The 26,383-nt window shown below is 66.3% G+C and carries 17 protein-coding genes and 1 pseudogene; 7 read left to right on the plus strand and 11 right to left on the minus strand.

The genetic code is table 11. The features are described from left to right. A pseudogene (locus WAQ08_RS16765) lies at positions 1-995 on the minus strand (IS630 family transposase); the annotation flags it as partial. A gap of 398 nt (positions 996-1,393) precedes the next feature. Between WAQ08_RS16765 and WAQ08_RS16770 the strand changes: the two are divergent. Continuing rightward, a complete protein-coding gene (locus WAQ08_RS16770) occupies positions 1,394-1,612 on the plus strand; it encodes a TOBE domain-containing protein (protein WP_422193099.1) in 219 nt (72 codons plus the stop codon). A gap of 80 nt (positions 1,613-1,692) precedes the next feature. On the opposite strand, the gene WAQ08_RS16775 is transcribed toward WAQ08_RS16770, so the two are convergent. Further along, a complete protein-coding gene (locus tag WAQ08_RS16775; protein WP_422193207.1) occupies positions 1,693-2,181 on the minus strand; it encodes a helix-turn-helix domain-containing protein in 489 nt (162 codons plus the stop codon). Between the two features lie 342 nt (positions 2,182-2,523). Further along, complete coding sequence (locus WAQ08_RS16780; protein WP_422193101.1) at positions 2,524-2,658, minus strand: hypothetical protein; 135 nt, start codon at positions 2,656-2,658, stop codon at positions 2,524-2,526. A 103-nt stretch (positions 2,659-2,761) separates the two neighbouring features. Here WAQ08_RS16780 and WAQ08_RS16785 point away from each other — a divergent pair, with 103 nt between their 5' ends. The 3 genes from WAQ08_RS16785 (at position 2,762) to WAQ08_RS16795 (ending at position 5,065) form a co-directional block, all read left to right on the plus strand. Further along, positions 2,762-3,850 (plus strand): M14 family zinc carboxypeptidase, encoded by a 1,089-nt coding sequence (locus WAQ08_RS16785; protein ID WP_422193103.1) that lies wholly within the window; start codon positions 2,762-2,764, stop codon positions 3,848-3,850. Further along, positions 3,847-4,638, plus strand: coding sequence for an alpha/beta fold hydrolase (locus WAQ08_RS16790; protein ID WP_422193104.1), 792 nt, complete (start codon positions 3,847-3,849; stop codon positions 4,636-4,638). Before WAQ08_RS16785 ends, WAQ08_RS16790 begins: the two co-directional genes overlap by 4 nt. Positions 4,639-4,729: 91 nt before the next feature. Next, positions 4,730-5,065 (plus strand): hypothetical protein, encoded by a 336-nt coding sequence (locus WAQ08_RS16795; RefSeq protein WP_422193106.1) that lies wholly within the window; start codon positions 4,730-4,732, stop codon positions 5,063-5,065. A gap of 25 nt (positions 5,066-5,090) precedes the next feature. On the opposite strand, the gene WAQ08_RS16800 is transcribed toward WAQ08_RS16795, so the two are convergent. The 7 genes from WAQ08_RS16800 to WAQ08_RS16830 are packed head-to-tail and all read right to left on the minus strand — an operon-like array spanning position 5,091 to position 22,930. Next, on the minus strand, positions 5,091-5,846 hold the full coding sequence (locus WAQ08_RS16800) for a class II glutamine amidotransferase (protein ID WP_422193107.1): 756 nt from the start codon (positions 5,844-5,846) through the stop codon (positions 5,091-5,093). Between the two features lie 3 nt (positions 5,847-5,849). Beyond that, positions 5,850-7,949, minus strand: a complete 2,100-nt coding sequence (gene recD / locus WAQ08_RS16805) for an exodeoxyribonuclease V subunit alpha (RefSeq protein ID WP_422193109.1) — start codon at positions 7,947-7,949, stop codon at positions 5,850-5,852. Then, positions 7,946-11,650 carry an exodeoxyribonuclease V subunit beta gene (recB, locus tag WAQ08_RS16810; RefSeq protein WP_422193111.1) on the minus strand — a complete coding sequence of 1,235 codons (3,705 nt, stop codon included), beginning with the start codon at positions 11,648-11,650 and terminating at the stop codon, positions 7,946-7,948. Before recB ends, recD begins: the two co-directional genes overlap by 4 nt. After that, positions 11,647-15,210, minus strand: a complete 3,564-nt coding sequence (gene recC, locus WAQ08_RS16815; protein ID WP_422193113.1) for an exodeoxyribonuclease V subunit gamma — start codon at positions 15,208-15,210, stop codon at positions 11,647-11,649. Before recC ends, recB begins: the two co-directional genes overlap by 4 nt. A 5-nt stretch (positions 15,211-15,215) precedes the next feature. Further along, positions 15,216-19,619, minus strand: a complete 4,404-nt coding sequence (locus WAQ08_RS16820) for a translocation/assembly module TamB domain-containing protein (protein ID WP_422193115.1) — start codon at positions 19,617-19,619, stop codon at positions 15,216-15,218. Continuing rightward, complete coding sequence (locus tag WAQ08_RS16825; protein WP_422193117.1) at positions 19,616-21,700, minus strand: autotransporter assembly complex protein TamA; 2,085 nt, start codon at positions 21,698-21,700, stop codon at positions 19,616-19,618. The genes WAQ08_RS16820 and WAQ08_RS16825 overlap by 4 nt, the downstream gene beginning before the upstream one ends. Positions 21,701-21,757: 57 nt before the next feature. Then, positions 21,758-22,930, minus strand: coding sequence for a vWA domain-containing protein (locus WAQ08_RS16830; protein WP_422193119.1), 1,173 nt, complete (start codon positions 22,928-22,930; stop codon positions 21,758-21,760). 105 nt (positions 22,931-23,035) lie between these two features. Between WAQ08_RS16830 and WAQ08_RS16835 the strand changes: the two genes are divergently transcribed. After that, entirely contained in the window at positions 23,036-24,214 is a 1,179-nt protein-coding gene (locus WAQ08_RS16835; RefSeq protein WP_422193121.1) for a diguanylate cyclase, read from the plus strand. A gap of 48 nt (positions 24,215-24,262) precedes the next feature. On the opposite strand, the gene WAQ08_RS16840 is transcribed toward WAQ08_RS16835, so the two are convergent. Further along, entirely contained in the window at positions 24,263-25,105 is an 843-nt protein-coding gene (locus tag WAQ08_RS16840; protein WP_422193123.1) for an AAA family ATPase, read from the minus strand. Between the two features lie 105 nt (positions 25,106-25,210). Between WAQ08_RS16840 and WAQ08_RS16845 the strand changes: the two genes are divergently transcribed. Beyond that, positions 25,211-25,891: a c-type cytochrome gene (locus tag WAQ08_RS16845; protein ID WP_422193126.1), complete on the plus strand. Its 681-nt coding sequence runs from the start codon at positions 25,211-25,213 to the stop codon at positions 25,889-25,891. Positions 25,892-25,940: 49 nt separating this feature from the next. Then, positions 25,941-26,360 (plus strand): SRPBCC family protein, encoded by a 420-nt coding sequence (locus WAQ08_RS16850; protein ID WP_422193128.1) that lies wholly within the window; start codon positions 25,941-25,943, stop codon positions 26,358-26,360. The last annotated feature ends 23 nt before the right edge of the window (positions 26,361-26,383 follow it).

Consider the following 26,383-nt stretch of genomic DNA (forward strand, 5'->3'; position numbering starts at 1 on the left):
TATGCGGCGACAAAGTGATCAATGCGCTGCACAAGTTGCGTGACGCTGGTGAAGGATCCGCGCCGGATGGTCTTGTCGGTTATCAGGGCAAAAAATCTCTCCACCTGATTGAGCCAGGAACTGTAGGGGCAATGAAGTGCATGTGCCAACGTGGCCTGGCCGTCAACCAAGCCTTGATCTTGGGGTGACTGTGGGTGGCGTAGTTGTCGACAATGCAGTGGACATCAAGCTCGCTGGGCACAGCCTTGTCAATCTCTCGCAAGAACTCCACAAACTCCTGATGCCGATGGCGTGACTTGCAACTGGCCAGCACCGCGCCATTGAGCACGTTGAGAGCAGCAAACAGCGTGGTCGTGCCGTGGCGCTTGTCGTCGTGGGTGACGCCCGCCCTCCACGTAGCCAAAGCCCATCGGCAGCATGGGCTGGGTGCGCTCCCGCGCCTGACACTGGCTTTTCTCATCCACGCAGATGAGCAGGGCGTTATCCGGCGGACTCAGGTACAGGCCAACAAGGTCGCGCAGTTTCTCGATGAAGAACGGATCGGTCGATAGCTTGAATCCTTCGCTGCGGTGAGGCTGCAGACCAAAGAGTTGGAAGTAGCGCTGCACGCTGGTCTTGGAGATACCTGTCTCGGCAGCCACTGTACGCACGCTCCAGTGGGTTGAGCCATCGGCCGCCTTGGTGTGCAACGTCGTTTTGATGAGTTCGGCTACGCGCTCGTCGTCAATCGTGCGCGGCGCGCCCGGGCGCATATCGTCGTACAGCCCTGCGATACGCCGCTCAATGAATCGCGAGCGCCACTTGCCTACGGTTGCCTTGCTCATTTCCATGCGTTCGGCAATCGAGTTGTTGGGCTCGCCATCGGCGCTGCGCAGAACAAGGCGAGCCCTGGCACTCAATGCCGCTGGCAGTGAGCGGCTGCGGGCAAAGGATTGAAGCTGCGAACGCTCCTCGGCTGTCAGCAACAATTCAGTCTTCGGTCTGCCTGTTCTCATCACGGTATCTCCGTTGTCAGGGTACCGCGAAGGCCTGCATGATTAATGCCGATCATTTGCAGGACAGGACACTAGTCACCCACGATGTCTCCGAGGCTGTGGCCCTGGACGAGGGCACCAGGCCTTCGCTGCGCTGGAAGACCGCATCCTGCAGCGCGTGCTGCAGCAGCCTGATGCAGACGATGGTCCGCCCACACAACCCGGCGCTGCAGAGCTGCTCGGCATCGCCCACGTGGAGCAATTGCGCAGGGCCGTCTGAGCCCTTGCACAGAGCTCCTTACCCATATCCGTTTCCTTCAGGGCGGCCTGCAATTTCCTTGCTTCACGCTTGGGGGCCGGCTGGTTAGGCTGAACCCACTGTTCAACACTTTCACACCTGACACAGAAAGGCACACATCATGAGCATCACCTCGATCAACGTCCGTAATCAGTTTCGCGACAAGGTCAAGGAAATCGTCGAAGGTCCGGTCGTCTCCGAGATCGACGTCGAGACCCCCTCCGGGCTGATCGTCACCTCGGTCATCACCACCCGCTCCGTCAAGGAACTGGGCCTGGTGGTGGGCAAGGAGGTCATCGCCCTCGTCAAATCCACCGAGGTCTCTATCGCCGCGCTGTAAGGCACAGCTAAAAGAAAAGGCCCGGACCACCTGAGAAGGCGGTCCGGGCCTTTGGGTTTGTGTCAGCGATGGATGATCGCTCAGCGGGCTGGCGCAGGCACCGGGCGTATCACCACGAAGGACTGCGCCTCCGACGTGCCCACATTGCGGATCGACAGCGAATCCGTGCCTTCGAACTGCAAGGATTCACGCGGATGCAAGGCATGGGGCTGACCTTCGATCAGCACTTCCAACGTGCCCCGGGCCACGCTCAGGTGCACGCGCCGTGCATGCACCGCCACGGACCACAACATCGCGGCATCGGCAGCCAGGCGCAGCTCGTAGAACGCGTCGCCCTGGCCATCATGGGCCTGGTGCAGCGGACGCAGCTCGCCTTCGCCCCTGGACAGCAGCGCCCCCGTTTCGGCGGCCGGGCGGATCACGACCACGCGCGAGCCGTGATGGGCCTCCAGGAACCAACTGACGGACACCTTGAAGGCCTGCGCCACCTGCCACAGAGGACGGATGCTGGGCACGCTCTTGCCTTGTTCGATCTGGCCCAGCATGGCCCGCGAGACGCCGCTGTGCAGGGACTACTCGTCGAGCGACCAGCGATGCTTCTTGCGCAGCCAGCGCAGGTTCGCGCCCACCAGCGCCGACACGGCACCTTCACTGAGCGATGGAAGATGGCGTGTGGGTGGCGTGGCTGGAACGTTGCCCCCAGGGCCCAGGGGCCAGCAACCGGATGTGGGTGTTCGGCCAGGGCCGCGCCATTGATGCTCATCGTGTGATCTTTCCAGACTGACCGACCAACTTGGTGCGGTCACCCGAAAGATACAAAGGCCTACCCTGGACGAAAACGATGGAATTTGCATGCGCTTGCTCGTTTTCGTCATGTGCCCGCCCCGTAGGCATTCAGCCGGCGCGACCTTCTAGTCGTGGCGGAACACAGCGTCAGGCAGCCTGGTGCGGCACAGGGCCAGGAACTCCAGCAGCCCGCCCATCACGGCGAAGGCCAGCGCGACAAGCTTCAGCAGCGGGCGGTGACGGCGGGCAGGCTGTGTCATGGCTGAGGGCGTAGGGCAGATGCCCGCAGGCTATGGCCCTTGGATGACAGCACCGTGACACCCTCCCGGTCCGTTTTTCGCATTTCTGTCATGCCCTGCCGCTATGGTCCGTCGATTGCGACCATGCCACAGCGCGACCAGCGTGCCCACACCCCTGCCCGACATCGATGAGCTGCTTCGTCTGCTGGACGAAGGTGCCGACCACCTGAACACCCGGGTGGTCTGCGAGGTGGAGGTCCGTGGCCGCCGGTTCGACGTGCACGTGATCACGCTGGGGCAAGGCGGCCATGATGCGCCAGCGGTGGGCTTCTTCGGTGGCGTACACGGGCTAGAACGCATCGGGGCCGAGGTGGTCATCGCCTACCTGGGCAGCCTGGTGCGGCGCCTGAGTTGGGATGGTTTGCTGCGCGATCAATTGAAGCAGTTGCGCCTGGTGTTCATGCCCCTGGTCAACCCCGGCGGCTACTGGCTGGGCACTCGTGCAAACCCTCAAGGGGTGGACCTGATGCGCAATGCCCCCGTGGACGCCATCGAGCCCGTGCCCTGGCTCATCGGCGGCCAGCGCCTGAGCCCCACACTGCCCTGGTACCGGGGGCAGCCCCGCCTGCCGATGCAACCCGAAAGCACCGCGTTGTGCGAGGTGGTCGAGCAGGAGTTGCTACCCCACCCCTTCAGCATCGCGGTGGACTGCCACTCCGGCTTCGGGGTGAGCGACCGCATCTGGTTTCCGTACGCACACACCAGCATGCCGATCGATCACCTCGCGGAACTGCACGCACTGCGCGAGATCTTCGACCAGGCGCACTGCTACCACCGCTACGTGTTCGAGCCGCAGAGCCAGCAGTACCTCACGCACGGTGACCTGTGGGATCACCTCTACCTGCAATCGCGGCTTCACCATGCGCACAACACTTTCCTGCCGCTGACGCTGGAGATGGGCTCCTGGCTCTGGGTCAAGAAGAACCCCCGGCAACTGTTCAGCCGGCACGGTATCTTCAACCCTCTGATCCGCCATCGACAGGAACGCGTGTTGCGGCGCCACATGGGCCTGCTGGATTTCATGGCCCGTGCAGCCTGCAGCCACCGACACTGGCGACCTGAAGGCGGCGAGCGAGTGCGACATCACGAAGCTGCATTGGCCCACTGGTACCCCATCGACCACCCGGCGCGTGCCAAGGGAGACACCCCATGAGCCCATGCTGGGTGCTGCTACGCGGCCTGACGCGCGAACAAGGCCACTGGGGCGCCTTCCCGGCCCAGTTGGGCCAGGCCTTGCCGGCCGATGCCCGCCTGCTTTGCCCTGACCTTCCGGGCAACGGCGCACGCCATGAGCAGACCAGCCCGGACACGGTGGCGGGCATGGTCGAGGCGCTGCGCGCCGACCTGTCTGCAGCGGGACACGCGCCGCCGTACCGGCTGCTGGCCATGTCCCTGGGCGCCATGGTGGCCATCGAATGGACGCACCGATATCCACGGGAGCTGCAAGCCTGCGTGCTCATCAACACCAGCGTGCGGCCGTTCAGCCGGTTCTGGGAACGACTTCGGCCCCGCAACTACGCCACCATCTTGCGCCTGGCGCTGATCCGCCCCGATGCCCTGGCACTGGAGCAGGCGGTGATGCGCATGACCACCCGGCACCCGCCGCAGACCCCATCGGTACTGGCCCAGTGGGTTGAACTGCGGCACCGCCATCCCGTCACGCTGGCCAACGCCTGGCGCCAGTTGCGTGCGGCCATGGCCTACTGTGCCCCGCTCCAAGGCCCTGACGTGCCTGTGCTGGTGCTTTTCAGCGCAGCGGATGGGCTGGTGAACCCGCGCTGCTCCGAGTCGCTGGCCCGGCACTGGGGCGTGGACTGGCAACGGCACCCCACGGCAGGCCATGACCTGCCCCTGGATGATGCACCCTGGGTGATCCAGCAACTTCTCTCCTGGCAGGAGCGTCAAAAACTCGACACGCCAAGGGGAACCACTTTGACCTGAGTGCTTGGCAAGGGCTGCTCAACAGCCTATGCTGGATCGACAGCAAGGCACCTGCGCCCATCCTTCCAATGTTTCACCACGGAGACCCATCATGAGCCTGCCGCAACATCCCTGGCACCAGTTCTGGACACGCAGCCTGGATGCGGCCACGGGCGTGGCCGGCTCGGCTGAATCCCTGCCCGAGATGAGCGCGCAGTGGTGGACGCACTCCCTGCAGGCTTCACAGCAATGGTGGCAGTGGTGGTTCGCCACCTTCGTGCCACCGGTGGACTGGACGGCTCAGGGCAAGGTGGGGCAGGTCATGCCCCCGCCACCCCAGCCTGATCACCAAGAGCCCGTACAAGCCCGTGCCCCACGCGCCACGCCAGTCACCGATGCCCCCACGCGGCGCCCGAAAGCCGCTGCCAAGCACGCGCGCAAGGGCTGACTCGCCCCGCCGCGCGCATCCACACTCAGGTCAGCGGCACGCCATCCACAAAGGCATGCAGCTCGCCTGATTGAAAGGGTATCCAGGCCTCGTTGTCCGTCAGGGGTTGGGTGGCAATCAGAGCGACCCGATCGTTGCTGCCCGTCACCTGCGCGAAGTCCACCGTGACGTCGTCGTCCTGAAGGCGGGCCTGCTGGAAGGGGTGCTGGCGCACCAGGTAATGCAGCTTGGTGGAGCAATGCGCCCACAGGGCCTGCCCGTTGCTCATGATGAAGTTGAAGGTGCCGTAGCGGGCCACCATGGGTACCAGCTCGCGCAGCGTGTTGGTCAGCTCTTCAGGCGTGGGCACGCTGGCATGGCTCTTGGCCATTTCCTGCAGCAGCCAGCAAAAGGCCCGTTCGCTGTCGGTGTCGCCCACGGGGCGGAATGCGGCATGCAGCAAAGGGTCATAGCCCTTGAGGTCACCATTGTGGGCAAACACCCAGTAGCGGCCCCAGAGTTCGCGGGTAAAGGGGTGGCAGTTTTCCAGCGCGACATGGCCCACCGTGGCCTTGCGGATGTGGGCCACCACGTGGGTGCTGCGGATCGGGTAACGGCGCACCAGTTCGGCCACGGGGGATTGATCAGCCGCCTGCGCATCGACGAAGCACCGCACGCCCTTGTTCTCGAAGAAGGCGATGCCGAAGCCATCGGCATGCTCCGTGGCCCGCTTGGAAAAGCCCGAGAAGCTGAAGACGATGTCGGTCGGGACGTTGCAGTTCATCCCAAGCAGTTCACACATGGATCAGGGCTCCGCAGAGAGTTGCACCAGCGCGTCGGCCAGCCCGCTGTGGCGCCGGGTGCGCCGCCCAATGGCGGCAGTGAAAACGTCGGCACGCGCCGTCACCAGGCTGAAGGCCTGACGCGCTCGCGTGATGCCGGTGTAGACCAGCTCGCGCGTGATGGTGCCACGACTGTCGTCCGGCAAGGCCAGCACAGCGTGGCCGAACTCGGATCCTTGTGATTTGTGCACCGTCATCGCAAAGGCCGTGTCGACATCGGCCAGGCGCCCAGCCGGCACCGAGCGCAGCTGGCCGCCATCCTTGAAGAACACCCGCAGCGTGGGTGGCCGCTCCAGCGTGCCAGAAGGCCAGCGCAGCACCAGGCCGACATCGCCATTGAACACACCCAGCGAAGGGTCGTTGCGGGTGATCATCACGGGGCGGCCCTCGTACCACTCGCCACCTCTGCGCAGCAGGCCATGGCGGGCCAGTGCATCCTCGATGGCCTGGTTCAAGCCGGTCACGCCCCAGGGGCCTTCACGCACAGCGCACAGCACGCGGAAGCGGTCGAAGGCGTCGAGCACCTGCAGTGCCCAGGCCTTCAGCGTGTCCAGGTCATCACCAGCGGGCCTGTGGGCCAAGCGCTGAAGGTAGTCTCGGTAGCCTCCGCCCTGGTCAACAGCGCCCGCGGCCAGGCGCACCACATCTTCTGTGGTGGTCGGCAGATGCAGCGACAGGGGTGCGGGTGACTGGTCCGGCGACGTGGCGGCCGTGCTGCGCAACACTGTCAGAGCCCGGTCTGCATCACCCGCGTTGACAGCCATGGCTAACTGCCCGATGGGGCCGCCAAAGCGCCGGCTGTGCCTGAGCATGACGGTTTGCCGAAGCAAGGCGGGTGGCGCTGCGGTGCCATCTACCTCAGGGTGCTTTTCGGTGGCGACCGGGCTCGGCTGATCGAACAGATCACCTTGCGCCGACCGCGGTGCGGTGCTTGCGGCCGGGTCTCGCGTGCTCGGTGCAACGGCCGGCAACCGTTGACCAGTCAGGCGTTCGACATAGCCCAGCGTGTCCTGGTCATAGGCTGCTTGATCGGCCTCGCGGCAGAGGTCACCCAACACGGCGCCGGCCTCCACCGATGCCAGTTGGTCCTTGTCGCCCAGCAGGATCAGGCGTGTGTCGGGCGGCAGGGCCTCCAGCAGGGCTGACATCATCTCCAGGTGCACCATGGAGGCTTCGTCCACGACCAGCACATCCAGCTCCAGGGGATGGGCCGCATCATGACGGAAACGACGCGTGCCAGGCTGCACGCCCAGCAAGGCATGCAGGGTTCGGGCCGGTCCGATGTGCTGGGCCAGATCCGGCCCCAGGGTGACCAGCGCCTGTTCGATGGACTGGCGCAACCGGGCTGCCGCCTTGCCGGTCGGGGCGGCCAGCGTGATGCGCGGCGGCTGCGCGCCATCGGCCAGCCGCAGCAGCAAGGCCAGCAGCCTGGCCACTGTGTAGGTCTTGCCCGTGCCCGGCCCGCCCGTGATGATCGACAGGCCGGCGCGCAAGGCCACGGCGCAGGCCACCTGTTGCCAGTCCGGCTCGGCGCCTGGCTGCTCGGCTTCAGCGAACAAGGTGCGCAGGATTGTGCGCGCAGCGGCTTCATCCACCGGCAGTTGGCATGACACCCGGGCCATCACCTGGGTGGCCACCGCGCGCTCCTGCCGCCAGTAGCGGCGCAGATAGAGCCGCTGCCCATGCAGTACCAGCGGCTCATGCCCCTCCGCGAGCGCGCTTGAATCGACAACCGGGCTTGTTTGGAGCGCCGACAGCCAGACGCTCAGCAGTGCTTGAGCCCGTTGTGCGTTCCATAGCATCCACGCCTGCATGGCCTCCGAAGGCCACCCCAGCAACTCGGCCGGGCGTGCGGCCAGCTCATCGAGCGGCAGGCAGGTGTGTCCACGGGCTTCCAGGTGCGAGACCAGGGCTGCCAGCAGGATGACTGGCGCACCCTCGTCACTCGGCGGCACTAGGGTATGGGTGAAGCGGGCGAAGGCCAGGTCCAGTGGCCCGATCCACTCCTGCTCGCGCCAGTGCTGCAGTGTCTGCAGGAGGCCGTGCACCGTGCCGTCGCTCATGCGGGCCTCCCTTCAATGTTGGCATCGCCTTGCGGCTGATCGCCCAGCAAGGCCTGCCCCAGGCCGTCGAGCAGCGCGGGCAAGGCAGGCAGCACGCAACAGCCGTGCTCCGGCCCGGCCACACCGCGCATGAACAGGAAGATGGCGCCCCCCAGGTGCTGTGCAGGGTCATACGCCGGGCCAAGGCGGCTGAGCAGCAGGCGGTGCAAGGCCAGCAGATAGAGCGCGCCCTGCACGTCATACCGGTGGCGCAGCATGGCGGAGGTCAGCGCGGGCGCATCGTAGGCCTCATCGCGGGTGCCCAAGGTGGTCGACTTGTAGTCCATCACCCAATAGCGCCCTGCATGCTCAAAGACCAGGTCGGCAAAACCCATCAGCATGCCTTTGAGATGGCGCTCAGGCAAGGCCGGCCGGGCCTGTCCGGGCCACAGGTGCGCCTGACAGAGGGCGTCTACGCGGGCAACGGCCAGATCCTCGCTGGGCAGCCAGAACTCCATCTCGGGCACCATGCCGCTCAGTTCCTGCAGCGAAGCGCCCAAGGGCGGGATCTGCACGGCAGCCACGGCCTGCAGCCATTGCAGCACGTCGCCGGCCAAGTGGCCCCAGCCCTGACGCTCGCAACGACGCTGAAGCGCCTGCGCCAGATAAGGCGATGTGGACAGGGCGAAGCCTTCGCCCGCCAGCCACTCCATCTGCTCGTGCAGGAAGTTGCCAGGCAAGGCCCCTTTGGGGAAGCGGTGCCACGGCGCAGACGCTGCCACCAGCTCGCGGGCGCCTGGCGCCTCATCAGAAGCATCGGTCGTCACCAGTGCTTCCTGGCGGGCCGAGGTGGGCAGCCAATGCCCGCCGCCTTGCAGCCCCGCCGGCATGTCGCGCACCATGCTGGAGAAGCTGCCGATGGCCCAGTCACGCTCGAAAGAGGCGCAGTACACGGGCGCTGCGATCAGGTCGTTTGCTGAATCGCCCGCAACCCGCCAGAACGAGAGGCCCGCATCGCCTGACACCGTCTGCACCGCCACACTGCCCTGCTCATCGCACCAACGGGACACGAGCTGCCCAATAGCGCCAGGCGCCAACTGCTCCGATGCGCCCAGCAGGTAGCCCAGCGCACTGCGCGGCAGCGTCAGGGTCTTGGCGCTCTGGCGTACCGCGCTCACGCCCAGCCACAGTGCATGGCGCGGGCGGGTCAAGGCCACGTACATCAGGCGCAGGTCTTCGCGCAGGCGTTCCAGATCGGCGGCCTCAAGGTCCGTGGCCGAAGCCTGCAGCGCGATGTGACGCCGCCCCGTGTCATCGACCAGATCAAACAGCCCTTGCTTGCGCTCGACCGGCCTCACGCTCGCAGCGAACGGCATCACCACCACGGGGTACTCCAGCCCCTTGGACTTGTGCACCGTCACCACCTGCACCAGGTCGGCATCGCTTTCCAGGCGCACGATGCGCTCATCGCCCTCGCCATGGTCACCCACGCGCTGCGCGAGCCACCGGATCAGGCCTTGCTCGCCCTGGGCCTGCGCACTGGCGGCCTGCAGCAGCTCGGCCAGGTGCAGCACATTGGTGATGCGGCGCTCGCCCTGCGGGGTGGAGAGCCAGCGCGCGGCCAGGCCCAGCAGGTGGATGGTCTGCCGCAGCATGGCCAGCACGCCTTGCCGCTGCCAGATGAGCTGCAGACGGCGCAGATCGATCAGGCGCTCGTCCCACAGGGCGTCATCGTGGGCCTGTGCGAGCAGTTCATGAAGGGTCAGGCCCATGGTGGCGCTGGCATAGGCCCCGCGCGCCAGGCGCAGATCGCGGGGTGAGGCCACGGCGCGCAGCCAGACCAGCAGGTCCAGCGCTTCCTGGCTGTCGAACACCGAGTCCTTGTCAGACAGGTAGACGGAAGCCACGCCGCGCCGGCCCAGGGCATGCCGGACCAGCTCGGCCTCGGTACCGCTGCGCACCAGCACCGCGATGTCGCCCGGTCGCACGGGTTGCTGCTTGACGGCATCACCAGGCGCGTACAGACCGGCCTGCGCGTCGGACAGCAGATCGACGATGAACTCGGCGGCATGTCCGGCCATGCGCGTGTGGGCGGCTTCCTTCGTGGAAGCTTCTTCATCGACGACCAGGCACATGGCCGGCAGCACCTCGCGGTGATGGCGCAGCTCCTGGGCGCGGCCCTTGGCGCCCACCGGCTCGAACGGCAGCAGAGAGCTGCCATCCGGCCGCTTGAACGCGAAGGCCCCGCGTGGCGCTTGTCGCTCGGCCTGCTGGAACACCCGGTTCACGGCCGCCACCAGGGCCTGGGTGGAGCGGTGGTTGGTGCCCAGCACCGCATGCCGGCCCTCCGTGGCCTGGCGGGCCTGGAGGTAGCTGTAGATGTCCGCACCCCGGAACCGGTAGATCGACTGCTTGGGATCCCCGATGAGCAGCAACACACGGGCTGGATCGTTCTCTGCCACACGGTAGAGCAGGTCGAACAGGCGGTACTGCAGAGGCGAGGTGTCCTGGAATTCATCGACCAGCGCGGCCGGGTACTGCAGCAGGATACGCTCGCGCAGGCGCTGGGCGTGCGGGCCCTGCAAGGCATCCACCAGGCGCTGCAGCATGTCGGCAAAGCCGTAGACACCGGCCTGCCGCTTGAGCGCCTGCAGGCGTGCATGAACCCACCGTGCGGCATGCCAGCGTGCAGGCGCCATGGGGTTGGGCAATTGTTCCAAGGCCGACAGCAAGGTGCCGAAGCGCTCGAAGTGATCCGGCCAGGCATCGATGGGGGCCTTGTCGCTGAGCGCTTCCTCCATGCCGGCCTGGGTCAGGCGCTTGCGGGCGGCGGGCGGCAGGCCCGTGTCTGCGGCGGACTCATCCTGTGCCCAGGCGTCCAGTTGCACCAACCAGGGCTGGTAGTAGCTGGAGCGCAGGCGTGTGCCGTTGAAAGGGCTAGGCTTGCGCGCACATTGTTCATCCAGCCACAGGCGCATGGCCTCGATGCGCGCTGGCCACCCGGCCTTGAGCACGGCCAGCTCATCGAGCCACTGCCTGTGTGATTGCTGGACAAGATCCTCCAGCGACACCTCTTGCTGAACAAGCGGCGCGGCCTCCAGCCGTGGCAGCAAGGCCTTCACATCCTTGTCCAGGGCCTCCACCGTGGGCCATACCTGCTGGACAAGCGCCAGGGTCTGCGCATCCAGCGGGTACATGGCCTCGCGCCAGTAGTCGCGCACGGCCTGCTCACGCAAGGCCTGCTCATCTGCCAGCAGGGTTTCGTCGAACAACTGGCCACTGTCGAAGGCATGTTCGCGCAGCATGCGCTGGCACCAGGCGTCGATGGTGTGGACGGCGGCTTCGTCCATCGCATCGGCGGCCTGGGCCAGGCGCCAGGCCGCCTGTTCACGCACAGGCCCTGGGGCATGGCTTTGCAGCAGATCCGCCAGAAAGGTATCGCTGTCAGGCACGGCTTCTTCACCGCGAAAACAACGCGCCGCCTGCATCAGGCGTTGTCGGATGCGGTCAGACAGCTCGCGCGTGGCTGCGCGGGTGAAGGTCATCACCAGCACCTCGGCGGGCAGCAACGGCCGCTGCGGCGCGCTCGCCTCATCGCCGTGGCCCAGCACCAGGCGCAGGTAGAGCGCGGCGATGGTCCAGGTCTTGCCAGTGCCGGCACTGGCCTCGATCAATCGGCTGCCGCGCAGGGGCAGGCGCAAGGGGTCGAGCAGATCGCTCATGCTGCCCTCCCCGCGGCATCTGCGTCATCACCCGGCTCGCCTTCATCGGAAACGAGCGGCACGGCCGTGACATGGCTGCCCATCCATTGGCGGAAGGCGCCATACAGTTGTTCCGCCAAGGCAGGCATCTGCCCATCGGCCATCAAGGCGTCGAAATCGGGGTACAGGCGCTTGAGGTAGACATCATCACCCTCGGCCCGGCCGTGGTCGCCTGGGTTGTATTTGCGATAGGCCTCTTCGGGCTTGTCCAGCCAGGCCAGTGCGGTCTGGCATGCCACGGGCAAGGGTGCCTGCAAGGCCCGCTGCCAGGCATCGAGCAGCTTGGCCAGTTCCGCGCGGGCGTGGTCGGCGTCCATGGCCCGTGTCACCACCACCCGGTCACGTCCCAGGATCAGGGTGTTGATCGGACGATCACAGGCGCTGGCCAACAAGGACCAGGCCCAGGCGCCCAGCAGACGATCAGCGCGCAAGGCATCCTTGGTGCTGCCAGCCAGGCGTGACAGGGCCAGATCGAAACGCCATGGTCTCGCCCCGTCCAGGTCGTGCTGGTCGGCTGCGGAGGGTGCGCGCAGACCATCGAGCCAGTCATGCAATGCCAGGCCACCATGCTGGAACGTCAGCGCATGGCGCCCTTCCAGCGGAGGATGATCCTGCATCCATGCGCGCCACTGGTCGAGCACGGGCAAGGCTTCGGCCGCCAGCCCCGTGCGGCTGAGATCACCCATGGCGCCCAGCGGCAAGTTGCCCGCACGCTGCAGGCGATGCGAGGCGTCGTCCACGAGCTGATCGAGGCCGGCCGAGCTTCCTTGGGCCGATACGTTGATCGCCTCTTGCACACAGGCCTGCAGGGCCTGGTGCCAATCCAGCCCGCCCAAGGTCATGGGCTCATCGTCCAGAAGCGCTTCGGGCTGATCCCGGGGATCGTCCAGCACCACCTGAAGGCGCCGCTGAAAGAACACCTTGACCGGGTTGCGCAGCAGGGCCACCAGGTCTTTCACCTGCAGGCTGGGCTGGGCTGACATCTCGGGTGCATTGGCAGCTGTGGTTTCAAGGGGCGGGCTGAGCGCAGGAGGCTCCCCGGCCTGGTGGGCCGACTGCCATTCACGCGCATAGGTGAACAACCCTGAAGCCGGTAGTTGCCCCGCCTTTGCCTCGAAGTACCGGCGGCTGAACGGCTGCAAGGGGTGCTCGGTGGTGCGCTGGGCAGGTACCTCATCACCCCAGCCCGCGGCCAGGTAATCTCTGAACTGGGCCACCAGCACCGAGGGTGGTTGCTCGCTGTTGTCGCGCACGCTGCGCCCCGCCCAGCTGATGTAGAGCAGGCGCCGCGCCGACAGCACGGCCTCCAGCATCAGGTAGCGGTCGTCATCGCGGCGGGCACGGTCACCTGGGCGACGCTGGCCAGGCTGGGCCATGAGGTCGAAGTCATTGCGCGCTGATTGCCGGGGATAGTCGCCCTCGTTCATGCCCAGCAGGCAGACCACCTCGAACGGCACGGCCCGCATGGGCATCAGCGTGCAGAAGGTGACACCACCGGCCATGAAGCGCTTGTTCAGGGCCATGTCGTCCACGCCCGAGAGCCAGGCTTCGCGCGCGGCGGTCAGCGGCAAGTCATCTTCGAAGCCGGCGTCACCCGCTGCCTCCAGCCACTGGCCCAAGGCATCGTCGAGTTCGGCCAGCGTCAGGCGGTCATGTTCGTCCACGGCCGTGAACAGCTCGGTCAGCAACTGGCGGATGCGAACGCCCCATTGCGCGGGTGTGGCCGGCTGGGCCACTTCAAGCGCCCAATGCGTCAGGCGATCGACCAGCTCGGCCATGCGCCCCGCCAGCTCGGCCTCCAGCCCGGCCACTTCGCCGTAGGGCTCGATACCGGCAAAGTCCAGCCCATCACCACTGGCATAGCCCAGCATCATGCGGCGCAGGCCGAACAGCCAGGTGTTCTGCTCACCACAGGCGGCCAGCCCCAGCGATGTGCGCTGGGCAGCGTCCAGTCCCCATCGCACCTGTGCCCCGCCCAGCCATTCGGTCAGTTGCGGCAGATCATCCTCGGACAGGCCCAGCCGGCGCCGCACAGCCGGCACATCGAGCAGATCACGCACCTCGGCCAGTGTGCAGCGCTGCTGTGGCAGGCGCATCAGCCAGTCCACTGCCACCATCAGGGGGTTGTGCGCCCGCTGCCGCTGATCGGCGATCTCGAAAGGGATGTGGCGTGGGTCATGACGCGGGTACTGCCCGAACACCGCCTGGATGGACGAAGCCATGGTGTCGATTTCGGGCACCATCACGACCACATCACGCGGGCTCAGCCGGCCGCCCCCTGGCGGGTGGGCGAACAGCGCCAGAAGCTGGTCATGCAGTACCTCCAGTTCACGCTGCGCGCCATGCGCCACCTGGAAGATGATGGAGCGGTCAGCCGCGAGCGCCTCGGCATCCACCTGGCCCAGGGCCTGCGGATGCTCGGACAAAGGGCTCATGTCGCGGATGCGGGCCTGGACCTGCTCCAGCAAGGTCTCACCCGGTGCCTCATCGAACATGTCGATGCGGGGCAGTTCGAAGCGTTGCTGGGATGCGCCGGCATCGTCAAACGCATCGAGTTGCCGGATGAAATCGCGCCCCTGACGTCCCCACGCGACCAGCAGCGGATGGGTGTGGGCATGCAGTGCCTCCAGCGGCAATGCGTCGAGCGCCACACCCTGGCGCAAGGGATGACGCCGACGTTGCGTGAACAACAGCTCGCGGCCATCCATGATGTCGGCCCAATGGAAGCGGCAGGGATTGGGCACGGCCAGGATCACCTGGGTATGGGCCGAGAGCGCCACCAGGGCCTCCAACGTCTGGGATGGCAGGTGCGCCATGCCGAACACCACCACGCGCCTGGGCAGCAAGGACGCCAGGCGCGCCGGATCGCCCACCTCCAGCGCCTTCACGAAGCGGCGGTGGATGCGGTCACGCGAAAGATCATGCTCGCCATCGCCCAACTGGGCCAGCACGTCGCGCCAGAGCGCGGGTTGCCAGCGCTGGTCGTCGGGCACGGGCTGCGCGCCCCGCCCTGATGCAAGCGCCGCCGGGGCCAGCACATCGCGCCCGTGTGTCCAGGCCTCCAGCCAGTCCGAGCGGTAGACCTGGTACTGGTCGTACAGATCAGCCAGGCGTTGGGCCAGTTGCCATCGGCGGGCCACATCCCCATCGGCCAGGAACTCGGCCAGGGGCTCAAAACCCGGGGCGTCCAGGCGGGCCGGCAACTCGCGCATCAGCCGCCACGACAGCGGCCCCTTGTCCAGCGGCGAGCTCCGGGGCACCGTGGCACGGCCCAGCACCTGCCGGTACACCCGCCACAAAAACCGTGAAGGCAACTCCACGCGTGTGACGGCACATACGCCCCGTGCCGAGGCCATCGCCATCTTGAGCCATTCGGCCACGCCGTTGCTCTGCACCAGGAAGATCTCTTCCTCCAGCGGATGCAGGGGGTGACGGCCGGTCCAGTCGAAGACGGCATCGCGCAGCCATTCGAGCCGGTTGCCGTGCAGCACCAGCAGGCCCTTGGCCATGCCTGTGTCCATGGCGCTCAATTCCACCTGAGCCACCAGATCAGGTCGACGGCGTTGTCGTCACCCGACTGGACCCGCACGGTGAAGCGCTGCGCCAGGCGGTAGATCAACTGCCAGGTGCCTTCGGTAGCGTTGATACTGCGCTGATAGCCGACATACCACTTGTTGGCTACCTGCTTGCCGACCACGACAACCGTGTCACGCACCGCACCGCCGCTCTGTCGCACGGATAGCTCATCCAGCCCGATGGCCGAGATCACGTTGTCCGTGCGCGAGTCCCCTTCTCCCGCCAGCAGCGCCACGGCAGCGGTCTGCAGCAGGCCGATGTCGGCGCCACCCAGGCCATTGGAGCCACGCCCCAGCACCAGCCAAGACAGCTTTTCGGTCTCCGACATGGTCGGCTCGGAGTACAGGCGCACGCGCGGATCCTGAGCCGTCCCAGTGATCAGCACCCCCACTCTCACGTCACTGGCAGAGGCCATCGGCGACTGAAGCCGCATGGCCTGGATGTCCAGACGGGGGTTGTTGATCGGCCCGGTGAAGGAGATCGAACCGCGCTCGATCACCAGCTTCTGGCCATAGGCCGCGTAGGTGCCGTCGACCGTGGATACCGTACCGGTGATGTAGGGCTGCCCATTGGGCGTGGTGAGCTTGAGGGCGCCGCGCAGGTGCGTGTCGATGCCCCGCCCGCGCAGGCGCAGTTTGTTGCCCAGGTCGGCTGTCAGCGTCACCTGCAGCTTGCGTCTGGGTGCGGCCGCGGCTGCTGCAGCTGCAGCATCCTCCGCATCTGACACCCCCGGCCGGTTGATGACGTTGACATCGTCACCGATGGTCGGCGCGTCGGAGCGCGAGATGTCCACCAGGCCCTCGTCGACACGGGCCTGCCCTTGCGCCGACAGGGCCTCCTGCGTAAGGCCCAGCTGCAGCTCTGCAGACACCACCACGCGGCGGTCCACACGCTGCAGCAAGGCAAAGCGTTCGGCCCGCAGTTGCAGATTGGCGGTGGGCTCGGCGCCCAGCACCGCATCACCGCTGAGGTGCAGGCTGCCGCCATTGGCTTCGCCATCGCGCGCCGTCAGGCTTTCCAGCCGGGCCCGATCGCCTTTGAGGCGCAGGTCGAGCGTGCCGTCGGCCAGGTGCACGCCCATCAAGGTCTGGGTGGCGCCCAGATCCTGCCCGCGCACCTGCCCTTCATACTGGGGCTCGCCCAGCGTGCCCGACAACTGCGCCTGCGCATCGAGCTTGCCTGACAGGCGCCAGCCCGGCGGCGCCCACACGCCCACGGCGCGCAGGTTGGCTACCTGCGCCGATATCTGGCCGCTGATCGGGTCATCCGCACCGGGCAAGGCACTCGGATCACGCACCTGGATCACTTGCCGACCATCGATGCTGCCAGACACCCGGGCCTCCATCTTCTGGGTCGCAGTCCAGACGCCATCACGTGCCTGCAGCGCCAACCTCATCTCCCGCACACCCAGACGCTGTGCCGTGGTGCCTTCGATGTCTTGCTCGGTCAGGCTCAAATCGCCCTGCTGCCTTGCCAGCTCGGCATCCACCACCCACGGCTGGCCAGGCTGGTGCGAGGCCTTGACCCGGCCAGCCAGCAGCAGATCGCCCCCCCAACCCACCTCGGGTTGAAGGCGGGCCAGCAGTTCGGCCAGCTTCAAGGGCTCCAGTTCGATCAGGACATCGCTGCGGCCCTGGTCTTGCCCACGCTGGTCCCAGACCAGTTCGCGCAAGGCCAGCACCGCACCGAACAGGTCGATGCGGGTCGGGGTGCCCGTGAGGCGCTGCCCTTTTTGATCACGTCGCCAATCGAGCTGAAAGGGCTGTGCCTGCACCCAGGGCTTGGCGCCTGCGGGCGCCACGGGCTGCACCTGAAATGTCTGCACCCTGGAATGCCAGGCGCGGTCACTGTCGCGCAGCAGATTGCCGCTCCAGCCGGATTCACCGCGGGCCTGCGCGATCGCCGACTCCCTCACCGGTTCGCCCGCCTCGTTGCGGCGCGCAGGCATGTCGATTTGCCCTTGCCATGACCACTGGTGCTGGGCCGCCATGCCCTGGATCAGCATCTTGAACTGCTGAACGCCCCACTGGCCCCATTGGCCTCGTCCCAAGCGGGCATCGAGCCGCCAGGGCTTGGCCGTGGCCGGGGCATCGCCCAGGCCCATGCTCCAGTTGGCATGGGCATCGCTCAGCAGGGCTTGGCCTCCACCGGGAAAATCCGCCTGCACGCCATTGGCATCGAGCTCGCCGGTGGTGCTCCAACGGCCTGGCCCAGGGCTTTCCAACAGCACCTCCCCCTGGACCGAGCCCTTCAGACCCCGCCACCCCATGGGCTGTACCCAGGCCTGCAAGCCATCCAGCGCTGGCGCCTTGATCTCGGCTTGCACCTTCGCACCCGCTTCATCCTTGGCCGTTTCAGAAGGGAACAGCCCCCCGGGCCAACGCACATCGGCGCGGACTTCATTGCCAGCCGCATTGAATTGCGCCTTGGCACCCAGCACCACGGCCTTGGCAGACCCCACCTGCTCGGCGCTCACATCACCCGCCACCGGCACGCCCAGCAGCAGACTGTCTGCCAGCTTGAAATTGGCCTGACCATCCAGCGCATCCCAGCGGCCCGGCATGGTCACCGCCATCTGGCCTTGGCCATTCAGACGCGTGCGCTGAACGGCATCGCCCGCAGGACGCGGCCAGGGCAGCCACACGGCGGGATCGAAGTTCTTGACCTGCAGATCGAGCTTGGCTTGCCAGGGCGATGCGCTGTCAGGGGATGCATTGCCAGTAGAGGTGGCCGCCTGGGCACCTGAGGCAGGCACCGCTGGCGCAGAAGCCCCCCCAGGGGCGGCCCCTGAAGCGCCGCCAGACGCCGACGCCGCCTGCGTGCTCAAAGCCAGCCACTGGCCCTTGGCCTGCGCCCGGGCCTCGCCCGCCGTGAGCGACAGATCGGCCAGGTCAAAGCGCCCAGGTTGCCAGCGCCCCGCCAGCACGGCCTGCACCGCTTCACGCAGCACCTGCCCTTTGCGCCCGCCGGCATCGCGCCCATCGATACGGGCCTGGACCTGCCAACTGTCGTCGTCCTGCCCGTTGACTTGCGCCTCACCCTTGAGCAGCAGGGCTGGTGCCTGGCCATGCAGCATCTGCGTGTCCACGCCCTGCAGGGTCAGCACCAAGGCCGTTTCGCGGCGCTGCTCGAGGTTCCAGCGCCCCTGCAGCCCGACAGTGCCTGCTGCCCGTCCGGCCTGCGCCGGCAAGGTGATACGGGCATCGACCTGACCGTTCAAACCCAGTGTGGCGAGCTTGGCCGTATCCGCCTGAGCAGGCAAGGTGGCCTCGGCGCGCACAGTCTGCACCGGCACAGCCGCGGCATCCCAAGGGCCAGGGCGCTCGTTGGTGATGTCTACCTTGACCAGCAGATCCGAGGAAGCCGCCCGGGCGGCCTGGACAGCACTGGCCGCCGCACGCGAACCAGGCGCACCCGGCTGCAGATCCCGCGGCGCCACGCCCACATGCCCTGTCAGGCTGGTCATGGGCAGAGCGGCCCACAGGCGCTGCAGATCGAAATGGTCGGCGCGCACATCGGCCCGGGGCAGCGGCCACGGCGCGAACGGTGCCACCTCGGCCTGGGCGGCCAAGGTCTGAACCGCGGTGTCACCAGGCTTGGCAGCCCCTTGCTGTGCCACCTCCACCTGGGCGGCCACCTTCAACAGGCGCAAGGGGCCCAGCGCCGTCAGGCGTGCCTGCCCCTTCGGCGCGCCCGTGGATGCTGCGGTCAGCGAGGCGTCCAGCGCCATGTCGCCACGGGTCTGCATGCGTGCACGGCCTTCGAGCGACCAGTTCTGCCAACGCAGCGACTCGATCACCACCTCGTGCGAAGGCGCCGCACCGCCACGCACCTCCTGCAGCGCAAGCCGCCCGGTCAGTGCCGTCAAGGGCTGGGGGCCCAGCAGATTGCTCTGGAAACGCCCGACCGACAAGGCATTGATGCGCACACCGAACGGCAGGTCCACCGCCGTTGGCGCCGTACTCGGCCCTTGCGACGGCGCGGACACCCAATGCAGATCAGCGCTCTGGGCCTGCAGCCGATCCAGATGCAACTGCCAGCCCCAGGCCGATCCTGCGGCACGCTCCCAACGCAACGCACGCCATTCGGGCTCCATCAAGGTCAGACGGGATCCACGCGGCAGACTGAGTTCGACACGCCGTGCACGGAAATCACCCCACAGCATGCCTTTGGGCTCGACCACCTTGAGGCCAGGCACCCAGGCCAGCAACCGGGCCGTGCCGTCTTCACTGCGCAATGCCAGCCAGGCGCCGCCCACGGCCGACACCACGACCATGATGACGATCAGCACCAAGGCCAGCAGGCTGCGCTTGAGCCAGCGCCAGATGCGCGACGGCGGTGCGGTCTCGCTCACAGCGTGATCCCCACACTGAAGTGCAGGCGGTACTGGCGCTCTTCCTGGCCATAGGCCAGATCCAGGCGCAGCGGTCCCACGGGACTGCGCCAGCGCACGCCCATGCCATAACCCAGCTTCGGATCCAGATCGGCCCAACGGTCCGTCGCGTCCCCGGCATCGATGAACACGGCGCCCCACAGGCTGGGAAAGCGCTGCCACATCGGGCGGGCCAGTTCGGCACTGCCGGTGACCATCGTGCGCGCGCCCACCGTCACGCCATTGCGCTGTTCGCCCAAAGTTCGGTAGCCATAGCCGCGCACGGATTCGTCGCCGCCCGCGCGAAACAGCAGCGTGTCCGGCACGCTCACATTGTCGGCGGCGAACACATGCCCGCCTTCCGCGCGCAGCGAGGCGTACCACTGCCCCGGCAGCGGGCGGTACCAAGTCAAGCGCCCGTAGGCGCGACCGAACCAGCCGGCCTCTTCCATGGTCGAGAAGGTGTGGCCGACACTGCCCTGCACATTGGCCGTGAAGCCGCGCGTGGGCAGAATCTGGCTGTCCACGTCGCGCCAGATCAACTGCTGGTTGCCCGACAGCGCCGACGCATCGGACAGGTCCAGGCCATCGGATGAGGTCACCTTGGCACGCAAGAACTCGGCGTAGGTCAGTCGCGCAAGCCGATCCCCCTCATCGGACTGGCCGGCGCGCGCCCGGTAGCTCAGCGTGAGGGCATCGTCCGTGTCGAGCTGGCGGGAGCCTTGAAGCGACAACAGCCAGCGCTTGCGCCCGGCATTGGGGTGCGAGGTCAGGTCGGTTTGCAGCACGGACTCTTCCCGGCCCAACTGGACCTTGGATTTGGCCTGCCACGGCAGCCCCCACAGCAGGCGGTGCAGATGCTCCACGGACACACGCGGCCCCGTGTCGCTGCTCACGCCGACGCCGAAGGTGGCCTGCTGCAAGGGCATCTCGCGCACCTGCACGGTGACGCCTGCCTTCTTGGCCTGCTCCGGGTCGTCGTTCAAGGTAACGAACACGCTCTCGAACAGGTTGAGCTTCTGCAGCCGCTCCTGGAAATCTAGCACCTCGGCCTCGCGGTAAGGCTGGCCCTGCCGGAAGCCCGCCGTGTTGCGGATGGCCGATTCCGGTTGGCGCTTGAGCCCCTCGATCGTCAAGGGCCCGTAGAAAAAGCGCGGGCCGCTGTCGGCCACGATGAACAGCTTGGCCTTCTGGGTCTCCGCATCCACGGTGGCGGCCGTACCGGACCACACCGCCGCCGCATAGCCTTCGGAACGCATGGAGGCCAGGGTGGCGTTCTTGGCGGCAGACCACGTCGCCTGCAGAAAGGGCTTACCCACCGCCAGCGGCCATTGCTGATTGATCTTGCGCACCAGCGACACGGCATCACGATCGCCCTTTTCGGCCTGCACGTCCAGCTCGCCTTCGAACACCAGCTGGACCTGCTCGACTGTGGCCTTCGGGCCTGGCCGCACGGTGATCTTGACCACTACCGGCGCCCCCTCGACCTCGTCAGAGAGCGACACCTTGATCTCGGAAGCGAAATAGCCTTCAGCTTCGAGCAGGGCACGCGCCTGCTCCGGGGAGGCTGCCACCAGACGGCGCAGTTCGCTGCGGGTGATGCTCACGCCTGTGCCGAGGGGCTGAGCCGATCCTGGTGCTGGTGCAGGTGCAAGTGCTGATGTCGGTGGCTGGGTTGGCCCGGAGTCCGCAGGTGCCATCTGCGCCCCCGTGGTCGGGGCCTCGGCATCCAGGCCGTCGTCTGCATCCTGGGGCGCCCCCGTCGACGTCGCCGCCGCAGGCTTGCGCGCCGCTTCACTCACCTGCGCCTGGTAGCGGGAAATGTCCAGGTAGCTGCGCAGCAGCTCATCGAGCGGCTTGGGCGCATCGATGTCCAGCGTCCAGGCCAGCGGTGCTCGCCGTCGTGCGCCCGATGCCGCCACAGCAGGTGCCGCGCTGGCCGAACCATTCGCGGCCGGGCTGGGCACACTCACCCCGCCACCGGCACCCTGCGCCTGTCCGGGGCCAGACACCTGCGCCTGCGCCACCAGCGTCAACAACCCGCCCGCGACAGCCACGGGCACGCGCCATGTGCACCTCAAGACCCTCAGCATCCAGCTCCCGGGATGATGTCCATTGTTTTACTTGCTCAAGAGGCGCATGGCCGATTCCAGGCCCTGCAGGCTCAGCGGGAACATTCGGTTGCCCAGCAACTGCTGCATGATGCCGATGCTCTGGCGGTACTGCCACACACCGGCCGGCTCGGGGTTGATCCAGGCGTGGTGCGGGAAGGCGTGCGTGAGGCGCTGCACCCACTCGGCACCGGGCTCTTCGTTGTTGTACTCCACGCTGCCGCCGGGCTGCAGGATCTCGTAGGGGCTCATGGTGGCATCGCCCACGAAGATCAGCTTGTAGTCCTTGTTGTACTTGCGGATGATGTCCCAGGTGGGGATCTTCTCCGAGAAGCGGCGGTGGTTGTTCTTCCACATGAAGTCGTAGACACAGTTGTGGAAGTAGTAGAAATCGAGGTGCTTGAACTCGGACTTGGCGGCCGAGAACATTTCCTCCACCCGGTGGATGTGGTCGTCCATGGTGCCGCCCACGTCCATCAGCAGCAGCACCTTCACGTTGTTGTGCCGCTCGGGCACCATCTTGATGTCCAGCATGCCGCCAGCAGCCGCCGTGGCGTGGATGGTGTCGTCCAGGGCCAGCTCTTCGGCCGCGCCCTGGCGGGCGAACTTGCGCAGGCGGCGCAGGGCCACCTTGATGCTGCGGGTGTTGAGTTCGACGCTGTCGTCGTAATCCTTGAACTCGCGCTTGTCCCAGACCTTGACGGCACTGCGGTTACGCGACTTTTCCTGGCCGATGCGGATACCCTGCGGGTTGTAGCCGTGCGCACCGAAGGGCGAGGTGCCACCGGTGCCGATCCACTTGTTGCCGCCCTCGTGCCGCTCCTTCTGCTCTTCGAGCAACTGTTTGATGCGGTCCATGAGCTTGTCCCAGCCCATGGCTTCGATCGCGGCGCGCTCTTCGGCGCTGAGTTCACGCTCCAATTGTTTGCGCAGCCACTCTAAGGGTATGTCCTTGGTCAGATCGACGGCAGCGATTTTCCCCCCGAAATAGGTGGAAAACGCGCGGTCAAATTTGTCAAAGTGCGCTTCGTTCTTGACCAACGACATGCGAGCCAGGTGGTAGAACTCATCCATGGACGGGCCGATCAGCCCGGCCTTGATCGCTTCGAGCAGCCCCAGGTACTCTGGAATGGTCACTGGCAGCCGCGCGGAGCGCAACGCGAAGAAGAAGTCGATGAGCATATGCAGTCCTGCGAACTGATGTCTATTGTGTCGTGTTGTCGGCCCTGCCGCACACGCAGGCGTCGGCGTGTGGGGTTTTGGGGCATGCGCCGACTGGGGTGAAGCATGGATGTCAACGCTGTATTACTGGCCTGTGTGCTGCTGGTGCATGGTCTGGTGACCTTGATGTGGTGGATGGCCGCCAACTGGCTGGGCCTGTCTCGTCGTGCCGCCTCGCACTGGATGATCGCCGCGCTGTCCAATGGGGTGGCCCTCTCGCTGCTGCCGCTGCAGCCCATGCTCTCGCTGACGAACCACATCCTGCTGGCCAATGTGCTGGTGATGCTGGGGCTGATTTCCATGCGCCGGGGCCTGCAGAGCTTCCTGCGCCTGCCGCATACGGATGTCTCTCATGTGATGCTCGGTGTTTCGGTCGTGGTGTTCAATCTGCTGGTCTGCCTCCCGATGGGATGGACCACGCTGGGCGAGAGCGTCAGCTCGCTGTTCATCGCCTTGCTCCTGTGGCGCACCGCCTACGACAACCACAAGCCCCTGACCCATGAATTCGGACGAGGTGTGGCCCGCGCCCACAGCGTGCTGCTGGGCACCGCCGGCCTCACCTTCGGCGCCACGGCCGTCATGCTGCCGGTGCCGGCCTTGCTGGGCATCTGGCATCTGATGCCGGCCGACACGGCGCTCTTCACCTTCGTGTTCTCCCACGTGACCATGTCCATCCTGACCTCGTTCCTGGCAGGCTACATGGTGATCATGCGGCTGGTCAGCCGCCTGGAGCACCTCTCGCACCACGACTCGCTCACCGGGCTGCTCAACCGCCGCGCCATCGAGCACCTGCTGTCCCGCGAAGCCCAGCGCCTGCAGCGCTTCAACGAGCACTTCTCGCTGCTGATGCTCGACATCGACCACTTCAAGCGCATCAACGACCGCCTGGGCCATGCCGCCGGCGATGCCGTGCTCTGCGCCGTAGCCCAGACCCTGCAGGCCCATGCACGCGAGGTGGACCGCGTGGCCCGTTTCGGCGGCGAGGAGTTCTGCGTGCTGCTACCCCACACCCTGCACGAAGGCGCCCTGCAGGCCGCCGAACGCCTGCGCGAGGCCATCAACCTGGTGTCGATCCCCTGGAACGACGAAGTGATCTCGGTAACGATCAGCACCGGCCTGGCCACGGCAGACAACCCGGAAGAAACGCTGGACGCCATCATCCAGCGTGCCGACCAAGCCCTCTACCAGGCCAAGGCCGATGGCCGCAACCGGGTGGTGGCGGCCCGTTTCCTCAACGTGGCCTGAGCGCCTGGCGAAACGCAGCGCCCTCCGCCGGCCGATCAGCGGCGTGAATCAGCGGTGATTACGCGCCATGAAGACCAGCTTCTCGAACAGGCTCAGATCCTGCTCGTTCTTGAGCAGCGCGCCCACCAGCGGCGGGATCGCAACCTTGTCGTCCTTGCTCTGCAGCGCCGACAGGGGGATGTCCTCGGCCACCAGCAGCTTGATCCAGTCGATCAGCTCGGAGGTGCTGGGCTTCTTTTTCAGGCCCGGCAGGTTGCGCACCTCGTAAAACTGCTTCATCGCGGCCGACAGCAGCTCCTGCTTGATGCCCGGGAAGTGCACTTCCACGATCTGCTTCATCGTGTCCGCGTCCGGGAAGCGGATGTAGTGGAAGAAACAGCGGCGCAGGAAAGCGTCCGGCAGGTCCTTCTCGTTGTTCGAGGTGATGATCACCAGCGGGCGGTGCTTGGCCTTGACCAGTTGGCGCGTCTCATACACGTAGAACTCCATGCGGTCGATTTCGCGCAGGAGGTCATTCGGGAACTCGATGTCGGCCTTGTCGATCTCGTCGATCAGCAGGGCCACGGGCTGGTCGGCCTCGAAAGCCTGCCACAGCACGCCCTTGACGATGTAGTTGTGGATGTCCTTGACACGCTCGTCGCCCAGTTGGCTGTCGCGCAGGCGGCTGACGGCGTCGTATTCGTAGAGGCCCTGCTGCGCCTTGGTGGTGGACTTGATGTGCCATTGCAACAGCGGCAGGCCCAGCGCCTCGGAAACCTCTTCGGCCAGCATCGTCTTGCCCGTGCCTGGCTCGCCCTTGACCAGCAGCGGGCGCTTGAGGGACAGGGCGGCATTGACGGCCAGTTTCAGGTCGTCGGTGGCCACATATTGGTCGGTACCTTGGAATTTCATGATCCAGCTCAGTCGGGGTAGATACTAAGACGCAGTATAGGGGCCTCCCTATAATGGCCCGAGCTTCGTGTATTTCTCTTAACGCAAAATCCCCATTGCCGAGTCATGAAGAAAGCACTGCGTCTGCCCCTCGCCCTTGCCGGCCTGCTGTCCATCACCTTCCTTGCTGCCTCCGCCCGGGCGCAGGACGTCAAGCCGGGAGACCCGGCCGCGGCGCACAAAAAGGTGGCCATGTGCATTGGTTGCCATGGCATCCCAGGCTATCAGGCCAGTTTTCCGGAAATCCACCGGGTGCCCATGATTTCCGGGCAGAGCGCCAAATACATCGTGGCCGCCCTGCAGGCTTATCAAAAGGGTGACCGCAAGCATCCCACCATGAAGGGCATCGCCGCCTCGCTCAGCGAGCAGGACATGGCCGACATCGCCGCCTACTACGAGGCCGACGGCAAGGCCCTGCCGCCGTCGCCTGCCAAGGTCAGCACCACCAGCGCCGAGATCGACGCCCTGCTCAAGCGCGGCAACTGCATCTCCTGCCACGGCGAGAACCTCAACAAGCCGATCGACGCCAGCTACCCCAAGCTCGCCGGTCAGCACAAGGACTACCTCTACGTGGCGATGAAGTCCTACCAGGTCGACAAGAACCCACAGATCGGACGCAACAACGCCATCATGGCCACGCAGGCCAAGATGTTCACGCATGCCGAGCTGAAGCAGCTGTCCAACTACATCGGCGGCCTGGGCGGCGACCTCAAAACGGTGCCGCAGTCGCGCTTCAAGGCGCAGTGAGGCGTGGGGGTTGGTTTGGCTCGGGCATGCGGATTGCCCGGCTTGCACCATGGCACATGACGCTTTCCTGACTGATTCGGTGACACTGGGCGTGTCGCTGGCCTGCCCCTGGGACAAGGCCTACGCCTTCCTGTCCGCACCAGCCAACATGCCGCGCTGGGCATCCGGGCTGGGTGACTCGATGACGCAAGAGGACGGGGGGTGGATCGCGGAAGGGCCTTTGGGCCGTGTGACCATCCGCTTCGAGCCACCCAACAGCCTCGGGGTGCTGGATCACACCGTGCAACTGCCCGGTGGCGAGCAGAACTACAACCCGATGCGCCTGGTGCACGATGCCGGCGGCAACGCCTGCATCCTGTTGTTCACCCTGCTGCGCCAGCCGGGTGTGACGGACGAGCAGTTCCAGGACGACCAGAACTGGGTACGCAAGGATCTGGCCTCACTCAAGACCCTGCTGGACGAGCATTAAAGGGGCTTTGGCGCAGCGTGGCA

It is taken from the genome of Aquabacterium sp., assembly GCF_049274795.1.
Lineage (GTDB): Bacteria > Pseudomonadota > Gammaproteobacteria > Burkholderiales > Burkholderiaceae_C > Aquabacterium.